The sequence below is a fragment of the Geodermatophilus sp. URMC 65 genome (assembly GCF_053502545.1).
The window spans coordinates 1,689,632-1,711,447 of record NZ_CP199954.1 but is presented as its reverse complement, the minus strand read 5'-3'; the positions used below and the strand labels follow the sequence as shown (position 1 = coordinate 1,711,447).

The window sequence follows — 21,816 nt, the reverse complement described above, 5'->3', positions numbered from 1 at the left end:
GCGAGAGTTGTGCCCGTCGCCGGCACGTTGATGCGCCAGAGTTGCCTCAAGCACGTTACAGGGGGCAATCACGATGCAGCACAGCGTTATCACTGAGTCCGGCGACCAGGTCGCCGCGGTCGTCGGCTCCGGCACGGAGTCCGACACCGTCGTCGTGCACGTGCAGTTGCGGCCGCGCCGCGGGTCCGCTCGTCGGTGCCTCGCGGCGCTGGCCGAGCTGGCCGGCGCGCACCCCGGGGTGTCCTTCACGCTGACCGGTCTGAGCAAGGACGACCGCGTCGTGCGCGTGACCGTCGGCGTCGAGCTCGGCCCGCGGGCCGCTGTCGCGCGCTTCTCGCCGCAGGCGCAGGCCGCCTACGCGTTCGTCAGCTCGGTGTTCACCATGCTGTACGACCACATGCCGGTCTACACCGTGGAGCCGGGCGAGGCCGAGCGCGCCGCTGCCGCCGACCTCATGGCCCGTCTCGCGGCCGGCCCGGCGGCCGAGGCCGCCGTCCCCGCGCCCCGTCGGCCCGCCGCGGTCGAGCAGGGGGAGGACCCCGTTCTCCTCACCGCTCGCACGCTCGCGGCGAGCCTCTGAGCGGGGCCGCTCCCATCCGTCGCGGCCATGTCGTCCGCACAGCGCCGTCTTCCCCACAGCGCCGAGGAGTCCCGGTGAACCACCTCCCTGCCACCGCCGCCGTCGACACCGCCCCCGCCCGCCCGCGCGAGCCGCTGGTCTTCGGTGGCATCCCCGAGGCCGAGGGCTGGGCCCTCGCGCCCATCACGGCCCGCGACCGGGTGCACTTCCGGACCGACCGCGAACTGTCCCTCGAGGAGTTCCGCCGCGAGCTGCCCGATGGGGTGACGGTCAGCTACGACCAGGGCGAGGGCCTGTACCGCGTCGACGGCGCCTGCGGCACCGCCACCGTGCTCGCCGAGTGGGTCCGGGCCTGGTGCGCCGGGCGCGGGACGGCGACCGTGGGGCTGCGCGCGGAGACCGACGTCCGCCGTCGCGCGCCGCGCGACCTGCCCCCGGCCTTCCTCGACGAGCTGTGCCGGCACTACCTCCCGGTCAGCCTCAAGCGGCTGCAGCGCAACTCCAGCACCCTGCGGCTGCACGTGCCCGACCCCGACGACCTCACCCAGCAGGTGAGCGAGTGGATCCTCAAGGCGGTCGGCCAGTTCGACGAGGGCAAGGGCGTGCCCTTCGGCGCCTTCCTCGCCACCCAGCTGTCGAAGTGGGTGCACGACCTGGGCCGCAACGCCCACGGCCGCACCGCAGCCGACACCGAGAACAAGCAGCAGAAGGCGGTCGCCGCCTTCCTCGCCGACCACCAGCGGCGGCCCAGCGAGAAGGAGCTGGCCGCGTACATGGGGCAGAGCGTGGCGACGCTGCGCCGCAACTCGCAGACGGTGGCGACCCTCAACGGGCTGCGCAACCTGCAGTCCCTGGACGGCGTCGGCCCGGACGGCACCGAGATCATGCTGCCGGACGCGCACGAGGCGCCGGACGAGATCATGGACGAGGCCGAGCAGACCCTGCTGTCGCACGCGCTGACCGCGGCGTGCGCGCCGGATCCCGACGCGCGACCGGACCAGCGGGCCGGCCAGCCCAACGTCCTGGGCTGGGCGACGTGGTACCTGACCACCTGGGGCGGTCGGACGAAGACGCAGCTGTCGGCCGACCTGGGGACCTCGGTGCGCAACATGAACGTGCACGCCGACCGCGTCGAGCGGGCGCTCAGGGCGCACCTGGCCGAGCTCGCGGACTGATCCGCCCATTCGCCGGAAATCGGGCGGATCCGGGTCCAACGCCGCGCCGGCCTGCCGATATCTCCGGTGTGAGAGAGCGCAGGGGAGCCCACCGCCACCGCGGTGCAGGGCTCGCCCGGGCCGCGGCGGGTCCGCGGTGAGCGCCCTCGCCGCGGGCGGCCCCGCGCCCGACGTCCTGGTCCCGCACTGGCTGACCGCCGCCCAGCGCGAGCAGTTGGCCGCCGTCGTGCGCGCCGCCCTCGCGGACGAGGCGCTGCACCCGGTGGCCGCCATCCACCTCACCGACGTGCTGACCGAGTTGCACGTGGCCGCGGCGCGCGACGCCGTGTGGCCCGCGTCCGCGGCCCGCGTGCGCCGCGTGACCGGCTGGGGCGCCGACGTCCTGCCCGTGCGGCTGTCCTCCCGGGAGCTCTCCAGCGTGCTGACCCTTCCCGCGCTCGTGCCGGCGCTGCGCACCGCGCTGTGCCAGGACCGCCCGTGAGCGGGGGCCTGTTCGCCGGCTCCGGGCTCCTGCAGCGGCTGCGCTCGGTCCCGGTGGCGGTCGCCGACCTGCGGCGGACCGCCGACGAGGTGCTGCCCGCGCTGGCCACCGGCCGGCTGCGCATCGCGCTCACCGACGACCGCGTCGACGGCCCGGTCGTGGTGCTGGAGGAGGACGAGCGCCGGGTGCGCACGCCGCTGCGCGACCTGGCCGAGGACATGACCGACGCCCGCGTCGGCTCGACGCCCGAGGAGCTCGCCGCCGCGCTGACGGCGTGGGTGCACGACCGGCCGGTCCCCGACGCGGTGGCCGCCGAGACCGGCGTCGCGGTGCTCGACTGGACCGACCGCACCGAGACCGCCGTCGGCTGGCGGGTCGTCGTCCGCCGGGGGGACCGCGCGCTGCCGTGGACGCCGTCGTCCGGCCTGGACCGGCGCGCCGTCGAGCGGGTGCGCATCGGCGCCGGGGAGCGCGCCGCCACCGTCGGCGGGCAGCTGCGGGTGGAGGGCCCGGTGGCCCTGTGGTCGCACCCCGAGGTGCCGACGCTCGCCTCCGCCGTGCTGGCCGCGCCGCAGCTGCTCCTCGACCGGATCGCCGAGGCCGGCCTGGACCTGCACGACCCGCACGTCGTCGTCACGCCGCACTCGCCGCTGGCCTGTGCCGGTGCCCCCGTCGCCGCACGCCTCGCGGGGGAGACCGGCGAGGCCTGCCAGCGCCTGCCCTGGCGACAGGTCGCACGTCTGCGCTGGATCTGACCCGTCCGGCTCCGCACCTGCTGGCCGCCGGACGCACCCGCGGCAAGCCACCAGGTCTCGTCCCGCGACCTCAGGCGCTGCTCACTCCTGGAAGCAGCGCCTGAGGTCGCGGAGGGAACACCTCATCGGTGCTCCGTCCGGGCGCGGGGTCCCGCCGCGGCCCCGTTCCATGCACCACCTCCAGCCTGCGAGGGTGGGGAGGGCGAGGTCCTGCTCTGGGAGTGGGGAGGACGGAGCCGTCTGTCAGGCCAGGGGGAGAACGGGGCCGTCTGTCAGGCCAGGTGGCCGAACTCCCAGTGCCACGGCTCCGGCTTCTCGCCGCCCTGCCGCGCCCAGTCCGGTTGCACGAACCCGAACCGGCGGGCGTTGGCCGCCATCCAGGCCGACTGCGCGGTGCCGGCGGCGTTGATGCCGCCGCAGAGGTCCACGGCCAGCGCCCAGCCGTGGTTCGACGTCCCGGGCACCGCGGCGAGCCCCGGCTTGGCGCGGAAGGCGGTGACCTGCGCGCCCAGCGACCGGTACGAGTCGGTGATGCACAGCGGGCTGCCGAAGGTCGCACGGTAGGCGTCGGCCAGGGCCGCGTAGCCTGCTGCGGCGTCGCAGCGCAGCGCGTGGCCGCGGGCGATCGGGCACAGGGCGGTGGTCGGGATCCGGCCGTTCGCCCAGCCACCCCAGGCGGGGCTCACCGGGCCGACCGGCGCGGGCGGGGCACCGCACGCACCGCGTCCGGCGGTGCCGGCCGGCAGCGCGGCGTTCGGCTGCGCCGGGGCGGGCAGGGTGACCCGCACCGCGGCGACGCCGTCGGCGACCGGGCGGACGCCGACCTGGTAGCCGGCGGCCGACGCGGCCACGACCTGGCCCTCGCCGAGGTAGATGCCCACGTCGCTGCCGCCGTCGGCGAAGACGAGGTCGCCGACCTGCAGCTGCGCGAGCGGGACGGCGGCGCCGTGCGCCCACTGGTCACCCGAGGCGGTCGGGACGGCGTACCCGGCGAGCAGCCAGGAGGTGGCCGCCAGGCCACCGCAGTCGTAGGCGTCCGGCCCGGTGCCCCCGGGCACGTAGGGCTTGCCCAGCTGGGCCAGTGCGGAGCTGACCGCGGCCACCGTCTCGGCCGGCAGCACGGTGACCGGGCGGTTGCCGGCCACGCCCCGGGCGACGCCCGGGACGGGCTGCCCGGCGCCGTCGAGCGCGGGGGACAGGCCGCCCGGCAGCGCCGTCGGGTCGGTGAGGGCGGCCGCGGGCGGCGGCACGATGCCGGCCAGCGCCAGCTGGGTGAGGTGGTCCTGCCAGCGGCGCAGCGCCCGCTGGTTGACCTCCTGCTGGGCGGCCGCGGCGCGGCCGGTGCCCAGCGCGGCGAGCTGGGCGGCCACGTCGGTCCGCAGGCCGCCGACCTCCGCGCGCACCTCGTCGAGGACGGCGGCGGCCTGCGCCTGCACGGTCGCCAGGGCGGCCTCGGCCACCGCGACGCGACGGCCGGCCAGCGTCAGGTCGACCGCGGCGCGCTCGGCCCGGACGACGTCGGCCTCGAGGCCCTGCGCGGCGCGCTCGGCGATCGCGGTCAGGTGGAGGACGTCGGGGGCGGTGTCGGCCGCCCGCACGTCGAGCGCCACGAGCGGGGTGCGCGCCTCGACCGGCGACCGGTAGAGCGCGGCGGCGCCCGTGCCCACCGTCGCGCGCGTGGCGGTCACCTGCTGCTGCGCGGACTGCTCGGCGGCGCGGGCCGCCGCCAGCTCGGCCTGCCGGGCGGCGAGGGACTGCTCCAGGCCGCGGTAGCGGGTCGCGGCGTCGAGCATCGTGCTCTGCGCGGCGAGGGCCAGGCCCGTGGCGTCGGTCGGCTCGGCGGCGGTGCCGGGCACCTGGGCGCCCGGGGCCACCAGGCCGGCGAGCACCGGCAGCACGAGGCCGAGGGCGGCCAGCGACAGGCGCAGCCGCCAGCGGCGCCCGTCGGCTGCGGGGAGCCGCCGCCGGGCGGGCGCCCGGCGGGCCGAGGGCTTCCGCCGCCGCTCCCGGCTCGATCGGCCCCGGGTGCCGGCGGCCGGACGGCGAGCGGCGGAGCGGCCGGAGGAGGGGGTGCGGCGGGCCGGCGCAGCGCCGTCCGGAGCCGCGACGGCGCGGGCGGCGAGCACGGCGCGCAGCGCCTGCGCCTCCTGCGGGGTCAGCGGCGGGCGGGCGGTGGTGCTGCGGGTGGCGGCGGTCCGGCTGCCGGTGGGACGGGTGCCGGTACGGGGGGCGGCGCTCCGGCCGGCGGTGGGACGGGCGGTGGTGCGAGGGGCCGACGTGCGTGGTGCGGGCACTGCGGGTCCCCCGGGCTGTCTCGTCCTACGTGGCCGGCTCCGCGGGATCCCGCGGTGCGCTCAGACCTCGTATCGACGGGGCGGGGGAGTCGCCGGAGGCAGGGGGAGGCGGTCTCACCCCTCCGGGTGAGGATGATCCGCAGGTGGCACCCCATCGGTGTACACGCCCGCCGGGGGTGCGGTGCGCTCGGCCGGCGGCCACCAGGCGCCGTGGTGGTGCTCGAGCGGGATGCGCAGTTCCTCGCCGTCCTCGGTGGAGACGACCAGCTCCACCCGGCTCACCCGGCGGCCGGTGCCGCCGACCTGCACCGCTCCACCCGTCACCAGCGGCACGGGGGGCAGCACCAGGTCGTCCTCGGGTGGGGACTCGGCCATGGGACTCCCTCCCGGGACGGTCGTGCGGACGGACGTGGCGGGCCCCATGCTGCCGGAGACGCCGAGATCCCGTCGTCCGGGGGCGGACGACGGGACCTCGGCGGGGTGGTGAGGTGCTGGAAGGGGATCCTCGTTCAGCGCTGGTCGATCGGCACGAACGCGCGCTCGGTGGCCCCGGTGTAGACCTGCCGGGGACGGCCGATCTTGGTGGCCGGGTCGTTGATCATCTCCCGCCACTGGGCGATCCAGCCGGGCAGCCGGCCGAGGGCGAAGAGCACGGTGAACATCCGGGTCGGGAAGCCCATCGCCCGGTAGATCAGGCCGGTGTAGAAGTCGACGTTCGGGTAGAGCTTGCGCTCGACGAAGTAGTCGTCGGAGAGGGCGATCTCCTCGAGCTGCCGCGCCAGGTCCAGCAGCTCGTTGTTGCCGCCGAGCTTGGAGAGCACCTGGTCCGCGGTCTTCTTCACGATCGCGGCCCGCGGGTCGTAGTTCTTGTAGACGCGGTGCCCGAAGCCCATCAGCTTGACGCCGGGCTCCCTCTTCTTCACCCGCTCGACGAACGCCGGGATGTCCCCACCCTCGCGCTGGATCGACTCGAGCATCTCCAGCACCGACTGGTTGGCCCCACCGTGCAGCGGGCCGAACAGGGCGTTGATCCCGGCCGACACCGAGGCGAACAGGTTGGCCTGCGAGGAGCCGACCAGCCGTACGGTCGACGTCGAGCAGTTCTGCTCGTGGTCGGCGTGCAGCACGAACAGCATGTCCAGCGCCGCGGCGAGCTCCTGGTCGACCTCGTAGGGCTCGGCGGGGAAGCCGAAGGTCATCCGCAGGAAGTTCTCCACCAGCCCCAGGGAGTTGTCCGGGTAGAGGAACGGCTGGCCGACCGACTTCTTGTAGGCGTAGGCCGCGATCGTGGGCAGTTTGGCCAGCAGCCGCAGCGTGGAGATCTCGACCTGCTGCGGGTCGAATGGGTCCAGGGAGTCCTGGTAGAAGGTCGACAGGGCGCTGACCGCGGAGGAGAGCACCGGCATCGGGTGCGCATCCCGCGGGAAGCCCTTGAAGAACTGCTTGAGGTCCTCGTGCAGCAGCGTGTGCCGCCGCAGCCGGGAGTCGAAGTCGGCCAGCTGCTCGGTCGTCGGCAGCTCGCCGTAGATCAGCAGGTAGCTGACCTCGACGAAGCTGGCGTTCTCGGCGAGCTGGTCGATCGGGTAGCCGCGGTAGCGCAGGATCCCGGCGTCACCGTCGATGTAGGTGATCGCCGAGGTGCACGCCGCGGTGTTGACGAAGCCGATGTCCAACGCGACCTGCCCGGTCGTCGCCAACAGCTTGCCTGTGTCCAGTCCGTCCGCGCCCTCCGTGGCCGGGACCACGCGCAGGGGCAGTTCTCCACCGGGGTAGCGCAGGGATACGTCGGGGTTGCCGGCCGCAGGTGCGCTCGCTGTCTCGCTCATCCCTCCGGACGCTACTCAGCTACTGGTCGGTAGCACTCATGCGGGTCCGTCGTCCCTCATGCGGGGACGGGAACGGCTCGGGACGTGTGCGTCGGCCGGCCGCGTCCTGCGCCGGCCGGCGCGGACCACAGCGCCGAGGTCATCAGCGACTCGAGCTGGTCGAGCACCTCGTTGGTGAACGGCGCGTCACCGGACAGCCCCGGTCCGGACTGGTGCGGACGGGAGACCTCGACGCTGATGTCCCCGCAGTCGTCCGCGGTGCGCCCGATCCCCGCGAGCAGCGCGATGAGGGTGGTCTGGGTCCGGGTGCCGTCGAAGTCGTCACCGCGGAGGAAGGGCAGGCTGACCGAGAGCCGGGGGTGGGTGCTGCACAGGTCGAGCAGGCGGCTGGTCCACTCCTCGTGGTCTTCCCAGCCCGGTGCCACGCGCACCCGGAACGGCGACCCCGCACCGCGGGAGGACGCCGCCAGCAGGTCGATCCGCATCTGGTCGTCGAACAGGTCGCCCAGCGGCCCGGCCCCGGCCTGCGGGTCGGGGCTGGCCGTGTCCCGGGCGAAGGCGCTGAGCAGCACGGCGCCGAACCGGTCGTCGGTCGTGGATTCCCTGAGCGCGTCGACGTCAGCGGCCGGCAACGAGCGGGCCCGCTCGTAGAGGGACTCGAGCTGGGCGCGCCATCCCGCACCGTCGTGCAGTGCCTGCACCGCGGTCTGGACGTCGACCCCCTCCCTGCGCCGGAGGTCGGCGTCGACGGCGAGACGCCGCACGGCCACCGCGAACTGCTCGGCGGACGTGGCGACCGGTCGCCCGTCGAGTCCGGGCGAACCGGTCTGGAAGACGCGCGCCGGGTGGTCCTCGGGCACATCGACCAGCGTGACGACGGGGAGGCCGACCATGGCCGCCTCGAGGGGCGTGGTCCCCGCCCGGGTCGGATAGGACTCCAGGTAGACGTCGGCGAGGGCGAGGTACGGAGCCGGGTCGGGGACCCGCCCGACCGTGTGGACCCGTCCGGGGTAGCGCTTCTCCAGGCGCTCCCAGTCCTGGTTCGGCGTGACCCCGACGAGGACGAACACCAGCTGGGGTGCCCAGTGCAGCGCCCGGTCGACGAGCTGGTGCATCCCGCGCCCCCAGGACGCGACCACCTTCCAGTCGTCGGCGACGGTCACGGCCACGACGGCGTCCGCCGGGACCCGGAGCTGGCGGCGGACCGCGTCCGCGGAGGGCGAGTGCATCGCGTCCACCGGCATGGGCAGCACGCCGATCCGCTCGCCGGGTACGCCGCGAAGTCCGACGTCGAGGGCTCGAGCGTGGGCGCGCCAGTCGCACAGCAGGTCCGCGCCGGCGACGCCGAGCCAGAACGAGAGGTCCGCGTGGTTCTGGAAGAGGACCGGGGGACGCCGACCGGGCAGGTTCACGGCGGCGAGCGCGACGGCGTCGTAGGGGTGCACGTGCAGGACGACCAGGTCGGCCCGGTCCATGTGGGCGCGGAGGGCACGCGCCCGGTCCAGGAGGTTGGGTGCCGCCGACCGCAGGTCGTGGAGCTCACCGCCCGAGGCGCGGACGGACTCGGCCAGGCGGTCGGGCACCGGGCTGTGCTGGTTGGTCAGGACGACGTCGCTGGTGCGCTCGTCCCGGCTCATCCACCGCCACGCCAGCCGGGTGTGACCACCGATGGCATAGGCCTCGGAGAGGACGTGCACGACCCGCCCCGTGCGGCGGTCGCCGTCGACGGTGACCACCCCGGAGCCCCGGACGGCGGAGACGACCATGCGCTCGAGACGGAGGTCGCTCAGGAGGCCGACCGGGGCGAGGAAGGCGTAGTTGGCCGCCAGCACCGCTGTCCTGAGCAGCCGCTCGGCGTCGCCCCGGTGGGCGTAGTGCCCGGCCATCTCGACCAGGAGCTCGTAGTGCCGCCGGTTCTCGGCGAGGAGTCCCGGGGCGTGGGGCAGAGGGCGGTGCACGGCAGGACCTCCAGCGGTTCGGGCCGGGACCATCCCCGTCCACGACGGGGTCATCGGCAGTCCCTGACGGGTCCGTGACCCCGGCCCGAACCGGCCGGCGGGTCACGGATGGGTCATCGAGAGGACGTCGAGGGCCTCGTCGAGCTGCTGCTCGGTGAGCTTGCCCTGCTCGACGTAGCCGCGCTCCACCACGACCTGGCGGATCGTCTTCTGCTCGGCCAGCGACTGCTTGGCGACCTTCGCCGCCTCCTCGTAGCCGATGTACTTGTTCAGCGGTGTCACAATCGACGGCGAGGACTCCGCGTACTCCCGGCACCGGTCGACGTTGGCGACGATCCCGTCGACGCAGCGGTCGGCCAGGATCCGGCTCACGTTGGTCAGGAGCCGGATCGACTCCAGCACGTTGCGCGCCATCAGCGGCAGCGTGACGTTGAGCTCGAAGACGCCGGTGGTGCCGGCGAAGGTGACGGCGGCGTCGTTGCCGATCACCTGGGCGGCCACCTGGATGACCGCCTCCGGGATCACCGGGTTCACCTTGCCCGGCATGATCGAGCTGCCCGGCTGCAGGTCCGGCAGCTGGATCTCACCGAGGCCGGTGCGCGGGCCGGAGCCCATCCACCGCAGGTCGTTGGCGATCTTCACCAGGCCGACGGCGATGGTCTTGAGCTGCCCGGAGCCCTCGACCAGCGCATCCCGCGAGCTCTGCGCCTCGAAGTGGTTGCGCGCCTCGGTCAGCGGCAGGTCCAGTTCGCCGGCGAGCCGCTCGATGATGGCGGCGGCGAAGCCGGGCGGGGTGTTGATGCCCGTGCCGACGGCGGTGCCGCCCAGCGGCAGCTCCCCGATCCGCGGCAGCGAGGCCTGCAGCCGCTCGATGCCGTAGCGCACCGCCGCGGCGTACCCACCGAACTCCTGACCGAGGGTGACCGGGGTGGCGTCCATCAGGTGGGTGCGCCCGCTCTTCACCACCTCGGCGAACTCCTCGGCCTTGCGCTCCAGCGAGCCTGCCAGGTGCTCGAGTGCGGGGACGAGGTCGCGGACGATGGCCTTCGTCGCCGCGACGTGGATCGCCGACGGGAAGACGTCGTTGGACGACTGCGAGGCGTTGACGTGGTCGTTGGGGTGCACCGGCGAGCCGAGCGCCTCGGTGGCGAGGGTCGCGACGACCTCGTTGGTGTTCATGTTGCTCGACGTCCCCGAGCCGGTCTGGAAGACGTCGATGGGGAAGTGCTCGTCCCACTCGCCGCGGGCGACGGAGGCGGCGGCGGTGCCGATGGCGTCGGCGGCCTCCTGCGGCAGGACGCCGAGGGAGGCGTTGACGGCGGCGGCCGCGCCCTTGATGGCGGCCAGCGCGGCGATCAGTTCCCGCTCGATGGGCGTGCCGGAGATCGGGAAGTTCTCGACGGCGCGCTGCGTCTGCGCCCGCCACTTCGCCCACGCGGGGACCCGGACCTCGCCCATGGAGTCGTGCTCGATGCGGTAGTCGGCGCCGTCCTGCGCGGCGGCCTGGGTCTCAGCGGGCATTGCTGCGGCTCCCGGTGTTCGTCGGTGACAGTGCTCCGACCCAGGACCCTAGATGCCCGCGAGGTCACGGTCCGGACCGCTCCGACGTGGCAGCGGCCCGGACGGCAGGGGCGACCCGGCATGGGACGTCCGTCCTGGACGGAGGGGAGCGCCTGTCGCAGCCGCAGCCGCAGCCGAGCCGCAGCCGTCCGACGCCGTCCCGCTCGGGGCAGGGGCGCCGACGCCGGCCTGGCCCACGCGGGCCGCCCAGCCCCGGGGGCAGGCGTGCTTCGCCGGGGACCACGATGCTTGCGACCAGCTCCACCTGCAGTCCGTTCCGTTCTCCGAGTACGAGCGGTACGGCAGCACCTGCGGAGGCCGGGTCGAACCGCTCACCGTCGCCTCCTGCACCGAGCTGGAGTGAAAGAGGATCTCCGGCAGGGTCCGGCCCTCCACATCCTCAGGGCGGGGCCGGCGGGCGGCGGCTCAGATACGGTCGGCCGCGTGGAGCCCGACGCCGTCCCCGCCCGGCCCGTCGTCCGCGCCTCGGACGCCGACCGCGAGACCACCGTGACGCGCCTGCAGCAGGCGGTCGCCGAGGGGCGGATCGACCTGACCGAGTTCGGCGAGCGGGTCGAGGCCGCCTATGCGGCGGCCACGCACGACGACCTCGCTGCACTCGTCGCCGACCTGCCGCCGGACGCGCCACCCCGGGTCGAGATCGTCGGCACGCGCGTCCCCGAGGAGCTCGACAACGTCTTCGGTGACGTGAAGCTCGCCGGCTCGAACCCGCCTCGGCGGGTGAGCACCGTCTTCGGTGACGTCCGGCTGGACCTGCGCGGCCTGCGCACCGACGTCGACCGCATCGAGATCAGTCTGGGCACGGTGTTCGGCGACGTCGACGTGGTCGTCGCCGAGGGGGTGGACGCCGAGCTGCAGGGCCGCACGATCTTCGGCAACCGCAAGACGCAGCTGGCCCCGGTGCCGCGGCTGGCCGGCACGCCGCGGATCGTGGTCCACGCGCGCAGCGTGTTCGGCGACCTGCGGCTGCGCAGCCTGGCGCCGGGGGAGTCGGCGAGCCGCTGGCGGGCCATGGTCGACCGCCTCGCCGCCCGCCACCTCACGCCGCCGCCACCACCGCCGCCCCCACCGGTCCCGCCCCTGCCGCCGATCCCTCCACCGCCGCCGGTCCCGCCCCTGCCGCCACCGCCCTCCAGATGAGGACCCGCCGGTCCTGAGGAGGGGCCCGGAGGGTCCCCGCGACGGAGCGACGCAGCGGCTCCGCTCGACGGAGGACCGCGGTGACACTGCGGTGCGGCCCGGAGGACCGCGGAGACTCAGCCCTCGGAGCGGTCGAAGGGCACCGCGGAGTAGGCGCGCAGCTTCTCCAGCGAGTGCAAGCTGTCGATCAGCCGGATCGTGCCGGACTTCGAGCGCATGACCAGCGACTGCGTCGTGCACCCGCCGGACCGGTACTGGACGCCGCGCAGCAGCTCGCCGTCGGTGATGCCGGTGGCCACGAAGAAGACGTCGCCGCGCACCAGGTCGTCGATCTGCAGCACCCGGTCGAGGTCGTGGCCGGCGTCGAGGGCCTTCTGGCGCTCCTCGTCGTCCTTGGGCCACAACCTGCCCTGCAGCGCACCACCCATGCACTTCAGGGCGCAGGCGGCGATGATGCCCTCCGGCGTGCCGCCGATGCCCATGAGCAGGTCGACGCCGGTGCCCTCGCGTGCGGCGGCGATCGCGCCGGCGACGTCGCCGTCGGTGATGAACTTGATCCGCGCGCCGGCCTCCCGCACCTCGTGGACCAGCTGGTCGTGGCGGGGGCGGTCGAGGATGCAGACCGTGACGTCGCCGACGGAGCTGTGCTTGGCCTTGGCCACCCGGCGGATGTTCTCGGCGACCGGCGCGGTGATGTCGACGACGTCGGCCGCGGCCGGGCCGACCGCGATCTTCTCCATGTAGAAGACCGCCGACGGGTCGTACATCGCGCCGCGGTCGGCGACCGCCATGACCGCGATGGCGTTGGGCATGCCCTTGGCCATGAGGGTGGTGCCGTCGACGGGGTCGACCGCGACGTCGCACTCGGGGCCGTTGCCGTCGCCGACCTGCTCGCCGTTGAAGAGCATCGGGGCCTGGTCCTTCTCGCCCTCCCCGATGACGACGACGCCCTTCATGCTCACCGTGCCGATGAGGGCCCGCATCGCGTCGACCGCGGCGCCGTCCCCGCCGTTCTTGTCCCCGCGGCCCACCCACCGGCCGGCGGCCATCGCACCGGCCTCGGTGACCCGCACCAGCTCCAGGGCGAGGTTGCGGTCGGGGGCCGGACGGTCGGAGCGGAAGCTGCCTCCGCTGTGGGTCGCGGAGCCGTCGGGCAGGGGCAGGGACACGCGGACCTCCTGTGGAAGGACCCCCTCCTCCCCACCCCTCGCGAGCTCGGGGCGGTGCCCTGGAGGGGGCCGCGGACGTTGGGCAGGCGGCGGGGTGGGGCGATGAGTCCTGTCATCCTAGGGGGGTGAGCTCAGCCGGCCCGACCAGTCAGCCGCCCGCGCAGACGCCCTCGCCGACGATCGAGCGGGCCAACCGCATGAGCGCGGCCAACATGCTGCGCTCGCTGGGCCCGTTGGTGCTGATCTGCCTGGCGCTGGTGGGCTGGATGACGTTCAAGCAGTCCGAGGTCGACACCGTCCGCGAGGTCGACCCGACCAGCACCGTGCAGCTGGCCGCCGCCCGCGCCGGCTACCCGGTGGTCGCCCCGGACGGCCTGCCCGACGGCTACCGCACGACCAGCGCCCGCACCGACGCCGGAGACGCGGACGCCGGGGATCCGGTCACCCTGGAGATCGGCTACCTGACGCCCTCGTCGGAGTACGCCGGCTTCGTGGTCAGCGACGACGCGCGGGCCAGCGCGGTGGACGACGTCCTGGACGGCGCGCAGGAGCACGGCGCCGTCGACCTCGGCGGCCAGGCCTGGACCCGGGGGACGACCGAGCGCGGCGAGACGGTGCTCTCCCGCACCGACGGCGACGTCACCGTGCTGGTCACCGGGTCGGCTCCCGACGAGGAGCTGGAGGCCGTCGCGGGGGCGGTGCGGCCCTACTCGGGCTGATCGCCGGGGGTCGCGGCGGCGAGGCGCTCGCGGGCCCGGTCCAGCCAGTGCCGGCACAGCTCGGCCAGCTGCTCGCCGCGCTCCCACAGGGCGAGTGACTCCTCGAGGGTCAGCCCGCCGGCCTCCAGCCGACGGACGACGTCGGCGAGCTCCTCCCGGGCCTGCTCGTAGGTGGTCGTGGGCTGCTCGTCCGGCGTCGCGCTCACGCTGTCCTCGGTCCGCTCCCGCGGAACGCTCTGCTCCTCGCTGCGATGCCCACGTTCCTGTCCGCTCACGGCTGCCCATCCTCCCTGGCGACCCGCACCGGCAGCCGGCCGCCCGCCACCCGTACCGACAGCCGCTCGTCGTCGGCCACCTCGCCCGGTTCCCGGACCAGGGAGCCGTCGGCCCGCTGGACGACGGCGTAGCCGCGCTGCAGCGTCGCGGCGGGGGAGAGGGCGGCGACCCGGGCGCGGGCGTGCTCGAGGTCGCGCTCGGCGCCCTCCAGCCGGTGCACGAGGGTCCGGCGGGCGCGGGTGCGCAGCTGCTCGACGTCGTCGGCCCGGCCGTGCAGCAGCCGCTGCGGGTCGGCCAGCACCGGGCGGCTGCGGACGCTCTCCAGCCACCGCTCCTGCTGCTCCAGCCGGGTGCCGACCAGGTGCCGGGCCCGGGCGCGCAGCCCGTCGACCAGCCGGCGCTGCTCGCCGATCTCGGGTACCACGCGGTGCGCGGCGTCGGTGGGCGTGGCGGCCCGGACGTCAGCGGCGTGGTCGACCAGCGTCGTGTCCGTCTCGTGGCCGACGGCGGTCACCACCGGCGTCCGGCAGGCGGCGATGGCGCGGACCAGGCCCTCGTCGGAGAAGGGCAGCAGATCCTCGACCGAGCCGCCGCCGCGGGCGACGACGATGACCTCGACCTCGGGGTCCCGGTCGAGCCGCTGCAGCCCCTCGATGACCGACGCGGCGGCCGACGGGCCCTGCACCAGGCTGTGGTGGACGGCGAACCGGATGGCGGGCCAGCGCCGGCGCGCGGTGACCAGGACGTCGCGCTCGGCGGCGCTGTCCCGCCCGGTGACCACCCCGACGACGGCGGGGGCGAAGGGCAGCGGGCGCTTGCGGGCGGTGTCGAAGAGCCCCTCTGCGGCCAGCAGCCGGCGGATCCGCTCGATGCGGGCCAGCAGCTCGCCGAGGCCGACGGCGCGGATCTCGGTGGCGCGCAGCGAGAAGGACCCGCGGGCGATGTAGTAGTCCGGCCGCGCCCGCACGATGACGCGGGCGCCCTCGGTCAGCTCGAGGCCGGGGCGGTCGGCGACGTCCCGGCTGCAGGTGACCGGCACCGACAGGTCGGCGGCCGGGTCGCGCAGGGTGAGGAACACCGTCGCCGCGCCACGCCGGGACAGCTGGGCGATCTGCCCCTCGACCCAGACCTCACCCAGCCGGCCGATCCACTCGGCGACCTTGCGGGCCACCGTGCGGACCGGCCAGGGGGCTTCCGGCGTGGAGGGGGCGGTCATGGGCTCCAGCCTGCCGGACGGGGCCGACGGTCCAGCGGAGCCCCGGGCGGTCGTGGGCGCCTGTCGGCTCACCGGGCGGTCGCGTGCCTCCGCCACCACGCGAGGGCGGGGCCAGCGTGGCCGCCGGCGGCCAGGGTGACGCCGTCCCCGAGGTCGCCGTCGTGGCCCACGTAGATCTTGTCCATGAGCAGGGAGTCCGACCCGATCCGGGTCACCTGCGCCGAGCCCGAGTGGACGGTCGCGTACTCGCGCAGCGTCGTGTGGTCCCCGATCTCCGCGCCACGGCCGACCAGGTCGCCGTCCCAGGCGGCCCCGTGGTCGTGCCCGCGGATCTCCGGCGGGTTCCCGGGACGACGTGCGGGCCGATCCAGTCGTCGTCCCCGATCCGGCACGGGCCCAGCACGACCGCGTAGAGGCCCACCACGTTCCCACTGCCCAGCTCCACACCGGGACCCAGGACGGCGGTGGGGTGGATGCGGTTGGGCATGCGGCAGCTCCTGGGCGACGGGAGGCGGCCGTCGTGCCGGACGGCGCCGTCCGGGAACCGTAGACGCGGCCCACGCGGCCCACGCGGCCCACGCGGCCCACGCGGCCCGGCGGACCTGCCCGCGTGTCCTCGTCGGGGGCCCTCCTGCCCTCTGCGACACTCCGTGAGCGAGGGTGCCCTGGCTGTCGTGCGGGTTGCCGACGAGGGGACCCCGATCCGGCATCTCCTCGCCCGGTGCACAGCGCGTGCGAGCCCTGCCAGGCCGGCGGATCCCCTGGGTCCTGCACAACGAACGGGAGCTACAGGTCCTCGTGATCCCCATCAGTGTGGTCGACGTCCGCGACGCCGAACCCCTCGTACTCGAAGTCATCCGATCCGGCGTCCTCGCCCAGGGCCCGATGGTGCAGCGCCTCGAGGAGTCGTTCGCGGCCGTCGTGGGCGTCCGCCACGCCGTGGCCGTCAGCAACGGGACGACGGCGCTCGTGGCGGCGTTGCAGGTGCTGGACCTCCGGCCCGGCGACGAGGTGGTGACCTCACCGTTCACCTTCGCCGCCACCCTCAACGCGGCCCTCGAGGCGGGTGCCACGGTGCGCTTCGCCGACATCCGCGAGGACGACTTCGCCATCGACCCCGACCTGGTCGCCGCGCGGGTCGGTGCGCGCACGCGCGCCCTGTTGCCCGTCCACCTCTACGGGCAGACCGCCGACATGGGGCCGCTCTCGGCCCTCGCCCGGGAGCGCGGCCTGCACCTGGTGGAGGACGCCGCGCAGGCGCACGGGGCCACCTACGACGGCAGGGCGGCCGGCTCGTTCGGTCTCGGCTGCTTCTCCTTCTACGCCACGAAGAACCTGACCACCGGCGAGGGTGGGATGGTGACCACGGACGACGACGGGCTCGCCGACCGGCTGCGGGTCCTGCGCAACCAGGGCATGCGGCAGCGTTACCAGTACGAGGTGCCCGGCCACAACTACCGCATGACCGACCTGCAGGCCGCGGTCGGGCTGCCGCAGGTCGCTCGCCTGGGTGAGATCGTCGGGCGGCGCAAGGAGAACGCCCGGCGGCTGTCGGAGGGGCTCGGCGACGTCCCCGGCCTGACGGTCCCGCGGGAGCTGCCCGGCCGGTCCCACGTCTGGCACCAGTACACCGTGCTGCTCGACGAGACGGTGGACCGCGACCGCGTGGTCGCCGACCTGGCCGAGGCCGGCGTCGGCGCCGGCGTGTACTACCCGCGCACCGTGTTCGACCACGACTGCTACCGGGACCACCCCCGGGTGGTCGTCGAGGAGGTGCCGGTGGCCGAGTCGGTGGTCCGCCGCTGCCTGTCCCTGCCGGTGCACCAGCACCTGACCGACGAGCAGCTCGACACGATCGTGGCGTCCCTGCGACGCGCGCTGGGAGGCTGACGTGGCCCGTCCGTCCATCGCCATCGTGGGCACCGGGTCGATGGGGTCGCTGCACGCCCGCGTCCTGCACGACAGCGCGCGTGCCGACCTCGCCGTCGTGGTGGAGTCGCAGGAACACGTCGGCCGGGCCGTCGCCGGCCGCCACGGCGCCGCCTGGGTCCCCTCCCTCGACGACCTCCCGGCGGTCGACGCCGTGGTCATCGCGGCCGCGACCCCCGCGCACCACGGCCTGGCCCTGCAGGCCATCGACGCCGGTCTCCCCCTGCTGGTGGAGAAGCCGCTCGCCGACGACCTGACCCGCTGCCAGGAGATCGTGGACGCCGCCGCCAAGGCGGACGTGCCGCTGATGTGCGGCTTGCTCGAGCGCTACAACAGTGCCGTCGTCACCGCCGCCCGGCTGGCCCGTGACCCGGTTCACGTCAGCGCGGTCCGGCACTCCCCGTACGCCCCGCGGATCAGGACCGGCGTGGCCTGGGACCTCCTGGTGCACGACGTGGACATCGCGCTGCGGCTGATGCAGGACGAGCCCTCGGCCACCACCGCCAAGCTCGGGTACTTCCACCCCGGGTCGGCCGTTGGCGCCGAGGACATGGCCGAGGCCCTGATGTCCTTCCCCGGAGGGCGGCTGGCGTCGGTCTCGGCGTCCCGGATCGGCCAGCAGAAGATCCGGAGCCTGCGCATCACCGAGGTGGACCGCGCGATCGAGGTCGACCTGCTGCGCCAGAGCGTGACGATCTACCGGCACGTCGACGCCGAGATCGCCACCGAGGACGGACTGGGCTACCGGCAGCAGACGGTCATCGAGATCCCCGCCCTGGTCCCGCTCGGGGAGCCGCTCGCCGTGCAGCTCGACCGGTTCGTGGACCTGCTGGAGGGCCGGGGCGACGCCGCAGCGGAGCGGGAGTCGATCATGCCGGCCCACCGGGTGGTGGACGCGGTCGTCGCGTCGGCGTCGGTCCCGCCTGGCGACCCCCACGCCCCCGCCGCGAGCGGCGGGGGCGTGGGGGTCCTCCCTCAGGCCCCGCGGGGGGCCAGCGGGCTGTCCTCGACGGCCTGACGCTCCAGCTTCTCCAGCCGGTTGCGCAGCATCCGCAGGTAGGGCTCGCGGGCCCGGGTGGCCTCCTCGTACTGGACCAGGTCCGCCACGGTGGACAGCTGGTAGCTGCGCAGCCGGCCGCGCAGCTGGGCGATGGTGAAGCCGTCGTAGCCCTCGACCGGGGCGGTGCCGGCGGCCACGGCGCCGGTGGTGTCCTCGGCCTCGTCGGGAGTCCCCGACTCGTCGACGTCGGTGCGGACGCCGGTCGCTGCCGCCACGTCGCCGCCGCCCTCGTCGGTGGCGACCACCTCGTCGGTGCCGGCCTCCCCGATGGTGGCCTGGTCGGTGCCGGCCTCGCCGGTGGTGGCCTGGTCGGTGGTGGTCTCGTCGGTCACGGCAGAGGCGCTGGTGTCCTCACCCCCGCCGAGCTCGTCGTCGACCTGCGCGCCAGCGGCGGTGACGACCTCGTCGCCGCGGCCGGTCGCCTCGTGGTCGGCACCGGCGGGGGCGCCCTCGGTGGAGGGGCGGGTGTCGGCGTCACTGGCCTCGCTGCCGAGCGCCTCGTCGACGCCGGTGTCCTGCCGGTCGACCTGGGCCGGGGCGCCGGGGGTGTCGTCGGCCGGTGCCTCGGTCGCAGCGGGCGTCTCGTCGGTGGGCGTCTCCGGCGCGGCGGCGTCCTCGGTGGGCGCCTCGGGCGCGGCCACGCCCTCGTCGGTGACCGTGCCCTCCACGGTCGCCACACCGCCGTCCGGGGTGAGGACGTCGACCTCGGTGGTGACGTCGGGGGCGCCGGCTAGCTCGCCGACGGGCGAGCCGCCCGGGTCGCTCGGCGCCGGGGCCTCGGTGGGTGCCGACGGGTGGACGTCGAACTCGGTGGCCTCGGCGTCCAGCAGGGACGCCGGCGGGGGCGTGGGGCTCTCGGCGATCTCGTCGGTGTCGACGGTCCCGGTGTCCCCTGAGCCGCCGTCGACCAGCGCGCTGTCGGGTGCGCCGTCGGCCTCCAGCAGCGCTGTCTCCAGCGCGTCCTCGGTCGTGAGGCCGGGCTCGGCGCGGTCGACGTCGAGGCCGGCGGCGGCCACCTCGTCGGTGATGTCGGCCAGGGCCTCGACGACCTCCTCGGGCGCCGGCTCGGCGGGCAGCCCGGAGACCTCGTCGTCGATCAGCGCGGCGACCTCCTCGGCGATCTCCTCGTCGTCCACCGGCGCCGAGGCGCGGTCGAAGGACGTCGGCTCGTCGAACCCGGGCGCGCGGTCGAAGGCCGAGGTGCGCCCGGGGGTCTGCTCGGCGAGGTCCTCGTCGAAGGTCGCCAGGCCGGGCTCGGACTCGCCGCGCAGCCCGGTGAACACCTCGTCCCCGCGGGCGACCAGGCCGGAGTAGTGCTGCTGCAGCTTCATCGTGGCCTGCATGGCCAGGCCGATCACGCGGACCGGCAGGCTCGGCAGCGTCCGCGGCAGCTGGCGGGTGTCGTCGAGGACGGTGGCGGCCAGGCCGATCACCGCACGGACGACCTGTGGGATCTCACGCGACATGGCCCCACCCTGCCCCGAATCGCCGCGCCCGACACCCCGCTCCGGTGCGGACCACACCGATGGTGTTACGCGTCTCGTCCCCGGGCGACGACCCCCCACGGTCATGGTGTGAGTTCGCTGACACCCGAGGGCGGCCTCCCTGCAGGGTCCCGCTGCGAACTCGCGAGTGGCGGGGGCAGGCGGCCCCCTGCAGGGGCTCGGTGTGAGCCTGCGAACACCGGGGGGCAGGTGGTCCTTTCTCTACCATGGGGCCATGGCTGATCAGCGCGGACGCGTCCTGCTGGCCGATCCCCGGGGCTACTGCGCCGGCGTGGACCGGGCGGTGGTCGCCGTCGAGCGCGCCCTGGAGATCCACGGCGCCCCGGTCTACGTCCGCAAGCAGATCGTCCACAACAAGCACGTGGTGGCGACGCTCGAGCGGCGCGGGGCGGTCTTCGTCGACGAGACCGACGAGGTGCCCGAGGGCTCGGTCGTCGTCTTCAGCGCGCACGGCGTCTCCCCGGCGGTGCACCAGGAGGCCGCGGCCCGGCAGCTGAGGACGATCGACGCGACCTGCCCGCTGGTGACCAAGGTGCACCAGGAGGCCAAGCGGTTCGCCCGCGACGACTACGACATCCTGCTGATCGGCCACCGCGGGCACGAAGAGGTCGAGGGCACCTCCGGCGAGGCGCCCGGGCACATCCAGCTCGTGGACGGCGCCGAGGACGTGGCCAACGTCCAGGTGCGCGACCCGGAGAAGGTCGTCTGGCTGTCGCAGACCACGTTGTCGGTCGACGAGACGCTGACGACGGTCGACCAGCTCAAGACCCGGTTCCCCGGCCTGCAGTCGCCGCCCAGCGACGACATCTGCTACGCCACGCAGAACCGGCAGCAGGCCGTCAAGCAGATGGCCGGCGAGTGCGACCTGGTCGTCGTCGTCGGGTCGACCAACTCGTCGAACTCCGTCCGGCTGGTCGAGGTGGCGCTGGAGGCCGGCGCCCGGGCCGCGCACCTGGTGGACTTCGCCTCCGAGATCGACCCGGCCTGGCTCGAGGGCGTCGGCACCGTCGGTGTGACCAGCGGCGCCTCGGTGCCCGAGGTGCTGGTCAGCGAGGTGCTCGACTGGCTGGCCGAGCGCGGCTACCCCGACGTCGAGACGGTGAAGGCCGCCGAGGAGCGCCTGGTGTTCGCGCTGCCGCACGAGCTGCGCCCGAAGCGCGCAGGGAGGCCCGCCTCCGACCCGGCCTGAGCCCGGACACCCCGCAGACGACGGTGGCCCCCTCCCGAACCCGGGAGGGGGCCACCGGCGTCTCCGGCCCCGTCCCGGGGCCCGCCCTGAGCGTGCGAGGGGTGGGCAGGACGGGGTCCTCTCTCAGCGGCGGGCGGCCCAGCGGATCAGCCCGACGACCGCCGCGGCGGCGGTGGCGACCGCCATCGCCGGGAAGCCGCGGATGAGCAGGGTGGCCACCGACGCGACGTTCAGCGAGGCCGACGGCGCCAGCGCGGTGTTCAGCGCGGCCACGGCCACGTAGACCAGCGGCGGGGCGATCACCGTGGTGAGCAGGTCGCTGCGGCGGACCACCACGGCGGCCACGACGCCGGCCGCGGTCAGGGTGACGAGCGTGGCCAGGCCCAGACCGGTGCCGATCCAGGACTCGAGGGCCGCAGCGGCCAGGGTGACCAGGAAGACGGCGAGGACGGCGAACGCACCGCGCACCCGGCCGCCGCCCTCGGGCGCCTGCGCCGTCGCGCCGCGACCGCTCGGACGGCGGCCTGCGGGCCGGGGCTCGGGCGAGCGGTCGCGGCGACGGTCGTCGGCGTCGAGGTGCGGCAGGTCGCGCGAGCGGTCCTCACGGCTCCGCGGCCGGTCGGCGTCGCGGGGAGCGGGACGGCTGCGCTCGGCGTCGCGGGGAGCAGCGGGACGCGCGCTGCGGTCGGCGGACGGGCGGGGCGGCAGCGAAGCGGGACGGTCGTCGCGGCGGCGCCCGGCGCGCGCCATGTCCTCGGGGAACGGCGGCAGGTCGGTCGACCGCATCCGCGGGGGCGGCGGCGGGACCGGCGGGCGGCCGATGCGCGAGACGTAGTCCGCGCCCTCGGGACGGGCGGCGACGCGCCGGTCGGCACGCCCCCCGGACTCACGCCAGGTGTCGGCGGTTCTCACCGAGGCCATGGCGGACCTCCCGTCCCCTCGTGGCGGACCTCCGTACGGGGG

The 21,816-nt window shown here is 75.0% G+C and carries 20 protein-coding genes; 9 read left to right on the top strand and 11 right to left on the bottom strand.

Annotated elements, in window-relative coordinates; translation table 11 throughout:
• Positions 1 to 73 precede the first annotated feature (73 nt).
• From ACWIX7_RS08285 to ACWIX7_RS08270, 4 genes are all read left to right on the top strand, one after another.
• Positions 74 to 580 (top strand): hypothetical protein, encoded by a 507-nt coding sequence (locus tag ACWIX7_RS08285; RefSeq protein WP_448621067.1) that lies wholly within the window; start codon positions 74 to 76, stop codon positions 578 to 580.
• 74 nt (positions 581 to 654) lie between these two features.
• Complete coding sequence (locus tag ACWIX7_RS08280) at positions 655 to 1,755, top strand: flagellar biosynthesis protein FliA (RefSeq protein ID WP_448621066.1); 1,101 nt, start codon at positions 655 to 657, stop codon at positions 1,753 to 1,755.
• A gap of 136 nt (positions 1,756 to 1,891) precedes the next feature.
• A complete protein-coding gene (locus tag ACWIX7_RS08275; protein ID WP_448621065.1) occupies positions 1,892 to 2,236 on the top strand; it encodes a hypothetical protein in 345 nt (114 codons plus the stop codon).
• Complete coding sequence (locus tag ACWIX7_RS08270; protein WP_448621064.1) at positions 2,233 to 2,991, top strand: hypothetical protein; 759 nt, start codon at positions 2,233 to 2,235, stop codon at positions 2,989 to 2,991. Before ACWIX7_RS08275 ends, ACWIX7_RS08270 begins: the two co-directional genes overlap by 4 nt.
• A 272-nt stretch (positions 2,992 to 3,263) precedes the next feature.
• On the opposite strand, the gene ACWIX7_RS08265 is transcribed toward ACWIX7_RS08270, so the two are convergent.
• The 5 genes from ACWIX7_RS08265 to ACWIX7_RS08245 all read right to left on the bottom strand — a co-directional run bounded on the left by ACWIX7_RS08265 (position 3,264) and on the right by ACWIX7_RS08245 (position 10,590).
• Positions 3,264 to 5,285 (bottom strand): NlpC/P60 family protein, encoded by a 2,022-nt coding sequence (locus ACWIX7_RS08265; protein ID WP_448621063.1) that lies wholly within the window; start codon positions 5,283 to 5,285, stop codon positions 3,264 to 3,266.
• A 114-nt stretch (positions 5,286 to 5,399) separates the two neighbouring features.
• Positions 5,400 to 5,660, bottom strand: a complete 261-nt coding sequence (locus ACWIX7_RS08260) for a hypothetical protein (protein WP_448621062.1) — start codon at positions 5,658 to 5,660, stop codon at positions 5,400 to 5,402.
• Positions 5,661 to 5,794: 134 nt separating this feature from the next.
• The gene (locus ACWIX7_RS08255; protein WP_448621061.1) at positions 5,795 to 7,111 is read right to left on the bottom strand and encodes a citrate synthase; all 1,317 of its coding nucleotides are present in this window, start codon (positions 7,109 to 7,111) and stop codon (positions 5,795 to 5,797) included.
• Between the two features lie 56 nt (positions 7,112 to 7,167).
• Complete coding sequence (locus ACWIX7_RS08250) at positions 7,168 to 9,069, bottom strand: glycosyltransferase (RefSeq protein ID WP_448621060.1); 1,902 nt, start codon at positions 9,067 to 9,069, stop codon at positions 7,168 to 7,170.
• Between the two features lie 102 nt (positions 9,070 to 9,171).
• The gene (locus ACWIX7_RS08245) at positions 9,172 to 10,590 is read right to left on the bottom strand and encodes a class II fumarate hydratase (protein ID WP_448621059.1); all 1,419 of its coding nucleotides are present in this window, start codon (positions 10,588 to 10,590) and stop codon (positions 9,172 to 9,174) included.
• Between the two features lie 483 nt (positions 10,591 to 11,073).
• Here ACWIX7_RS08245 and ACWIX7_RS08240 point away from each other — a divergent pair, with 483 nt between their 5' ends.
• Positions 11,074 to 11,790: a DUF1707 domain-containing protein gene (locus ACWIX7_RS08240; protein WP_448621058.1), complete on the top strand. Its 717-nt coding sequence runs from the start codon at positions 11,074 to 11,076 to the stop codon at positions 11,788 to 11,790.
• 116 nt (positions 11,791 to 11,906) lie between these two features.
• Here ACWIX7_RS08240 and glpX read toward each other — a convergent pair whose 3' ends face one another.
• Complete coding sequence (glpX, locus tag ACWIX7_RS08235) at positions 11,907 to 12,959, bottom strand: class II fructose-bisphosphatase (RefSeq protein WP_448621057.1); 1,053 nt, start codon at positions 12,957 to 12,959, stop codon at positions 11,907 to 11,909.
• Positions 12,960 to 13,084: 125 nt separating this feature from the next.
• Here glpX and ACWIX7_RS08230 point away from each other — a divergent pair, with 125 nt between their 5' ends.
• Positions 13,085 to 13,678 (top strand): DUF4245 domain-containing protein, encoded by a 594-nt coding sequence (locus ACWIX7_RS08230; RefSeq protein ID WP_448621056.1) that lies wholly within the window; start codon positions 13,085 to 13,087, stop codon positions 13,676 to 13,678.
• Here the strand turns inward: ACWIX7_RS08230 and ACWIX7_RS08225 are convergent.
• The 3 genes from ACWIX7_RS08225 to ACWIX7_RS08215 form a co-directional block, all read right to left on the bottom strand.
• Positions 13,666 to 13,884, bottom strand: a complete 219-nt coding sequence (locus ACWIX7_RS08225) for an exodeoxyribonuclease VII small subunit (RefSeq protein WP_448621055.1) — start codon at positions 13,882 to 13,884, stop codon at positions 13,666 to 13,668. The genes ACWIX7_RS08230 and ACWIX7_RS08225 overlap by 13 nt on opposite strands.
• A 65-nt stretch (positions 13,885 to 13,949) precedes the next feature.
• Positions 13,950 to 15,170, bottom strand: a complete 1,221-nt coding sequence (xseA, locus tag ACWIX7_RS08220; RefSeq protein ID WP_448621054.1) for an exodeoxyribonuclease VII large subunit — start codon at positions 15,168 to 15,170, stop codon at positions 13,950 to 13,952.
• A gap of 68 nt (positions 15,171 to 15,238) precedes the next feature.
• The gene (locus tag ACWIX7_RS08215) at positions 15,239 to 15,562 is read right to left on the bottom strand and encodes a hypothetical protein (protein WP_448621053.1); all 324 of its coding nucleotides are present in this window, start codon (positions 15,560 to 15,562) and stop codon (positions 15,239 to 15,241) included.
• A 406-nt stretch (positions 15,563 to 15,968) separates the two neighbouring features.
• Between ACWIX7_RS08215 and ACWIX7_RS08210 the strand changes: the two genes are divergently transcribed.
• Together ACWIX7_RS08210 and ACWIX7_RS08205 are read left to right on the top strand one after the other, a co-directional pair.
• Positions 15,969 to 17,060 carry a DegT/DnrJ/EryC1/StrS family aminotransferase gene (locus tag ACWIX7_RS08210; protein WP_448621052.1) on the top strand — a complete coding sequence of 364 codons (1,092 nt, stop codon included), beginning with the start codon at positions 15,969 to 15,971 and terminating at the stop codon, positions 17,058 to 17,060.
• 1 nt (position 17,061) lies between these two features.
• Positions 17,062 to 18,117, top strand: coding sequence for a Gfo/Idh/MocA family oxidoreductase (locus ACWIX7_RS08205; RefSeq protein ID WP_448621051.1), 1,056 nt, complete (start codon positions 17,062 to 17,064; stop codon positions 18,115 to 18,117).
• On the opposite strand, the gene ACWIX7_RS08200 is transcribed toward ACWIX7_RS08205, so the two are convergent.
• Positions 18,075 to 19,625 carry a hypothetical protein gene (locus ACWIX7_RS08200; RefSeq protein ID WP_448621050.1) on the bottom strand — a complete coding sequence of 517 codons (1,551 nt, stop codon included), beginning with the start codon at positions 19,623 to 19,625 and terminating at the stop codon, positions 18,075 to 18,077. The genes ACWIX7_RS08205 and ACWIX7_RS08200 overlap by 43 nt on opposite strands.
• Before the next feature lie 253 nt (positions 19,626 to 19,878).
• Here ACWIX7_RS08200 and ACWIX7_RS08195 point away from each other — a divergent pair, with 253 nt between their 5' ends.
• Positions 19,879 to 20,853: a 4-hydroxy-3-methylbut-2-enyl diphosphate reductase gene (locus ACWIX7_RS08195; RefSeq protein WP_448621049.1), complete on the top strand. Its 975-nt coding sequence runs from the start codon at positions 19,879 to 19,881 to the stop codon at positions 20,851 to 20,853.
• Positions 20,854 to 20,976: 123 nt separating this feature from the next.
• On the opposite strand, the gene ACWIX7_RS08190 is transcribed toward ACWIX7_RS08195, so the two are convergent.
• Positions 20,977 to 21,774: a DUF6542 domain-containing protein gene (locus tag ACWIX7_RS08190; protein ID WP_448621048.1), complete on the bottom strand. Its 798-nt coding sequence runs from the start codon at positions 21,772 to 21,774 to the stop codon at positions 20,977 to 20,979.
• Positions 21,775 to 21,816 lie beyond the last annotated feature (42 nt).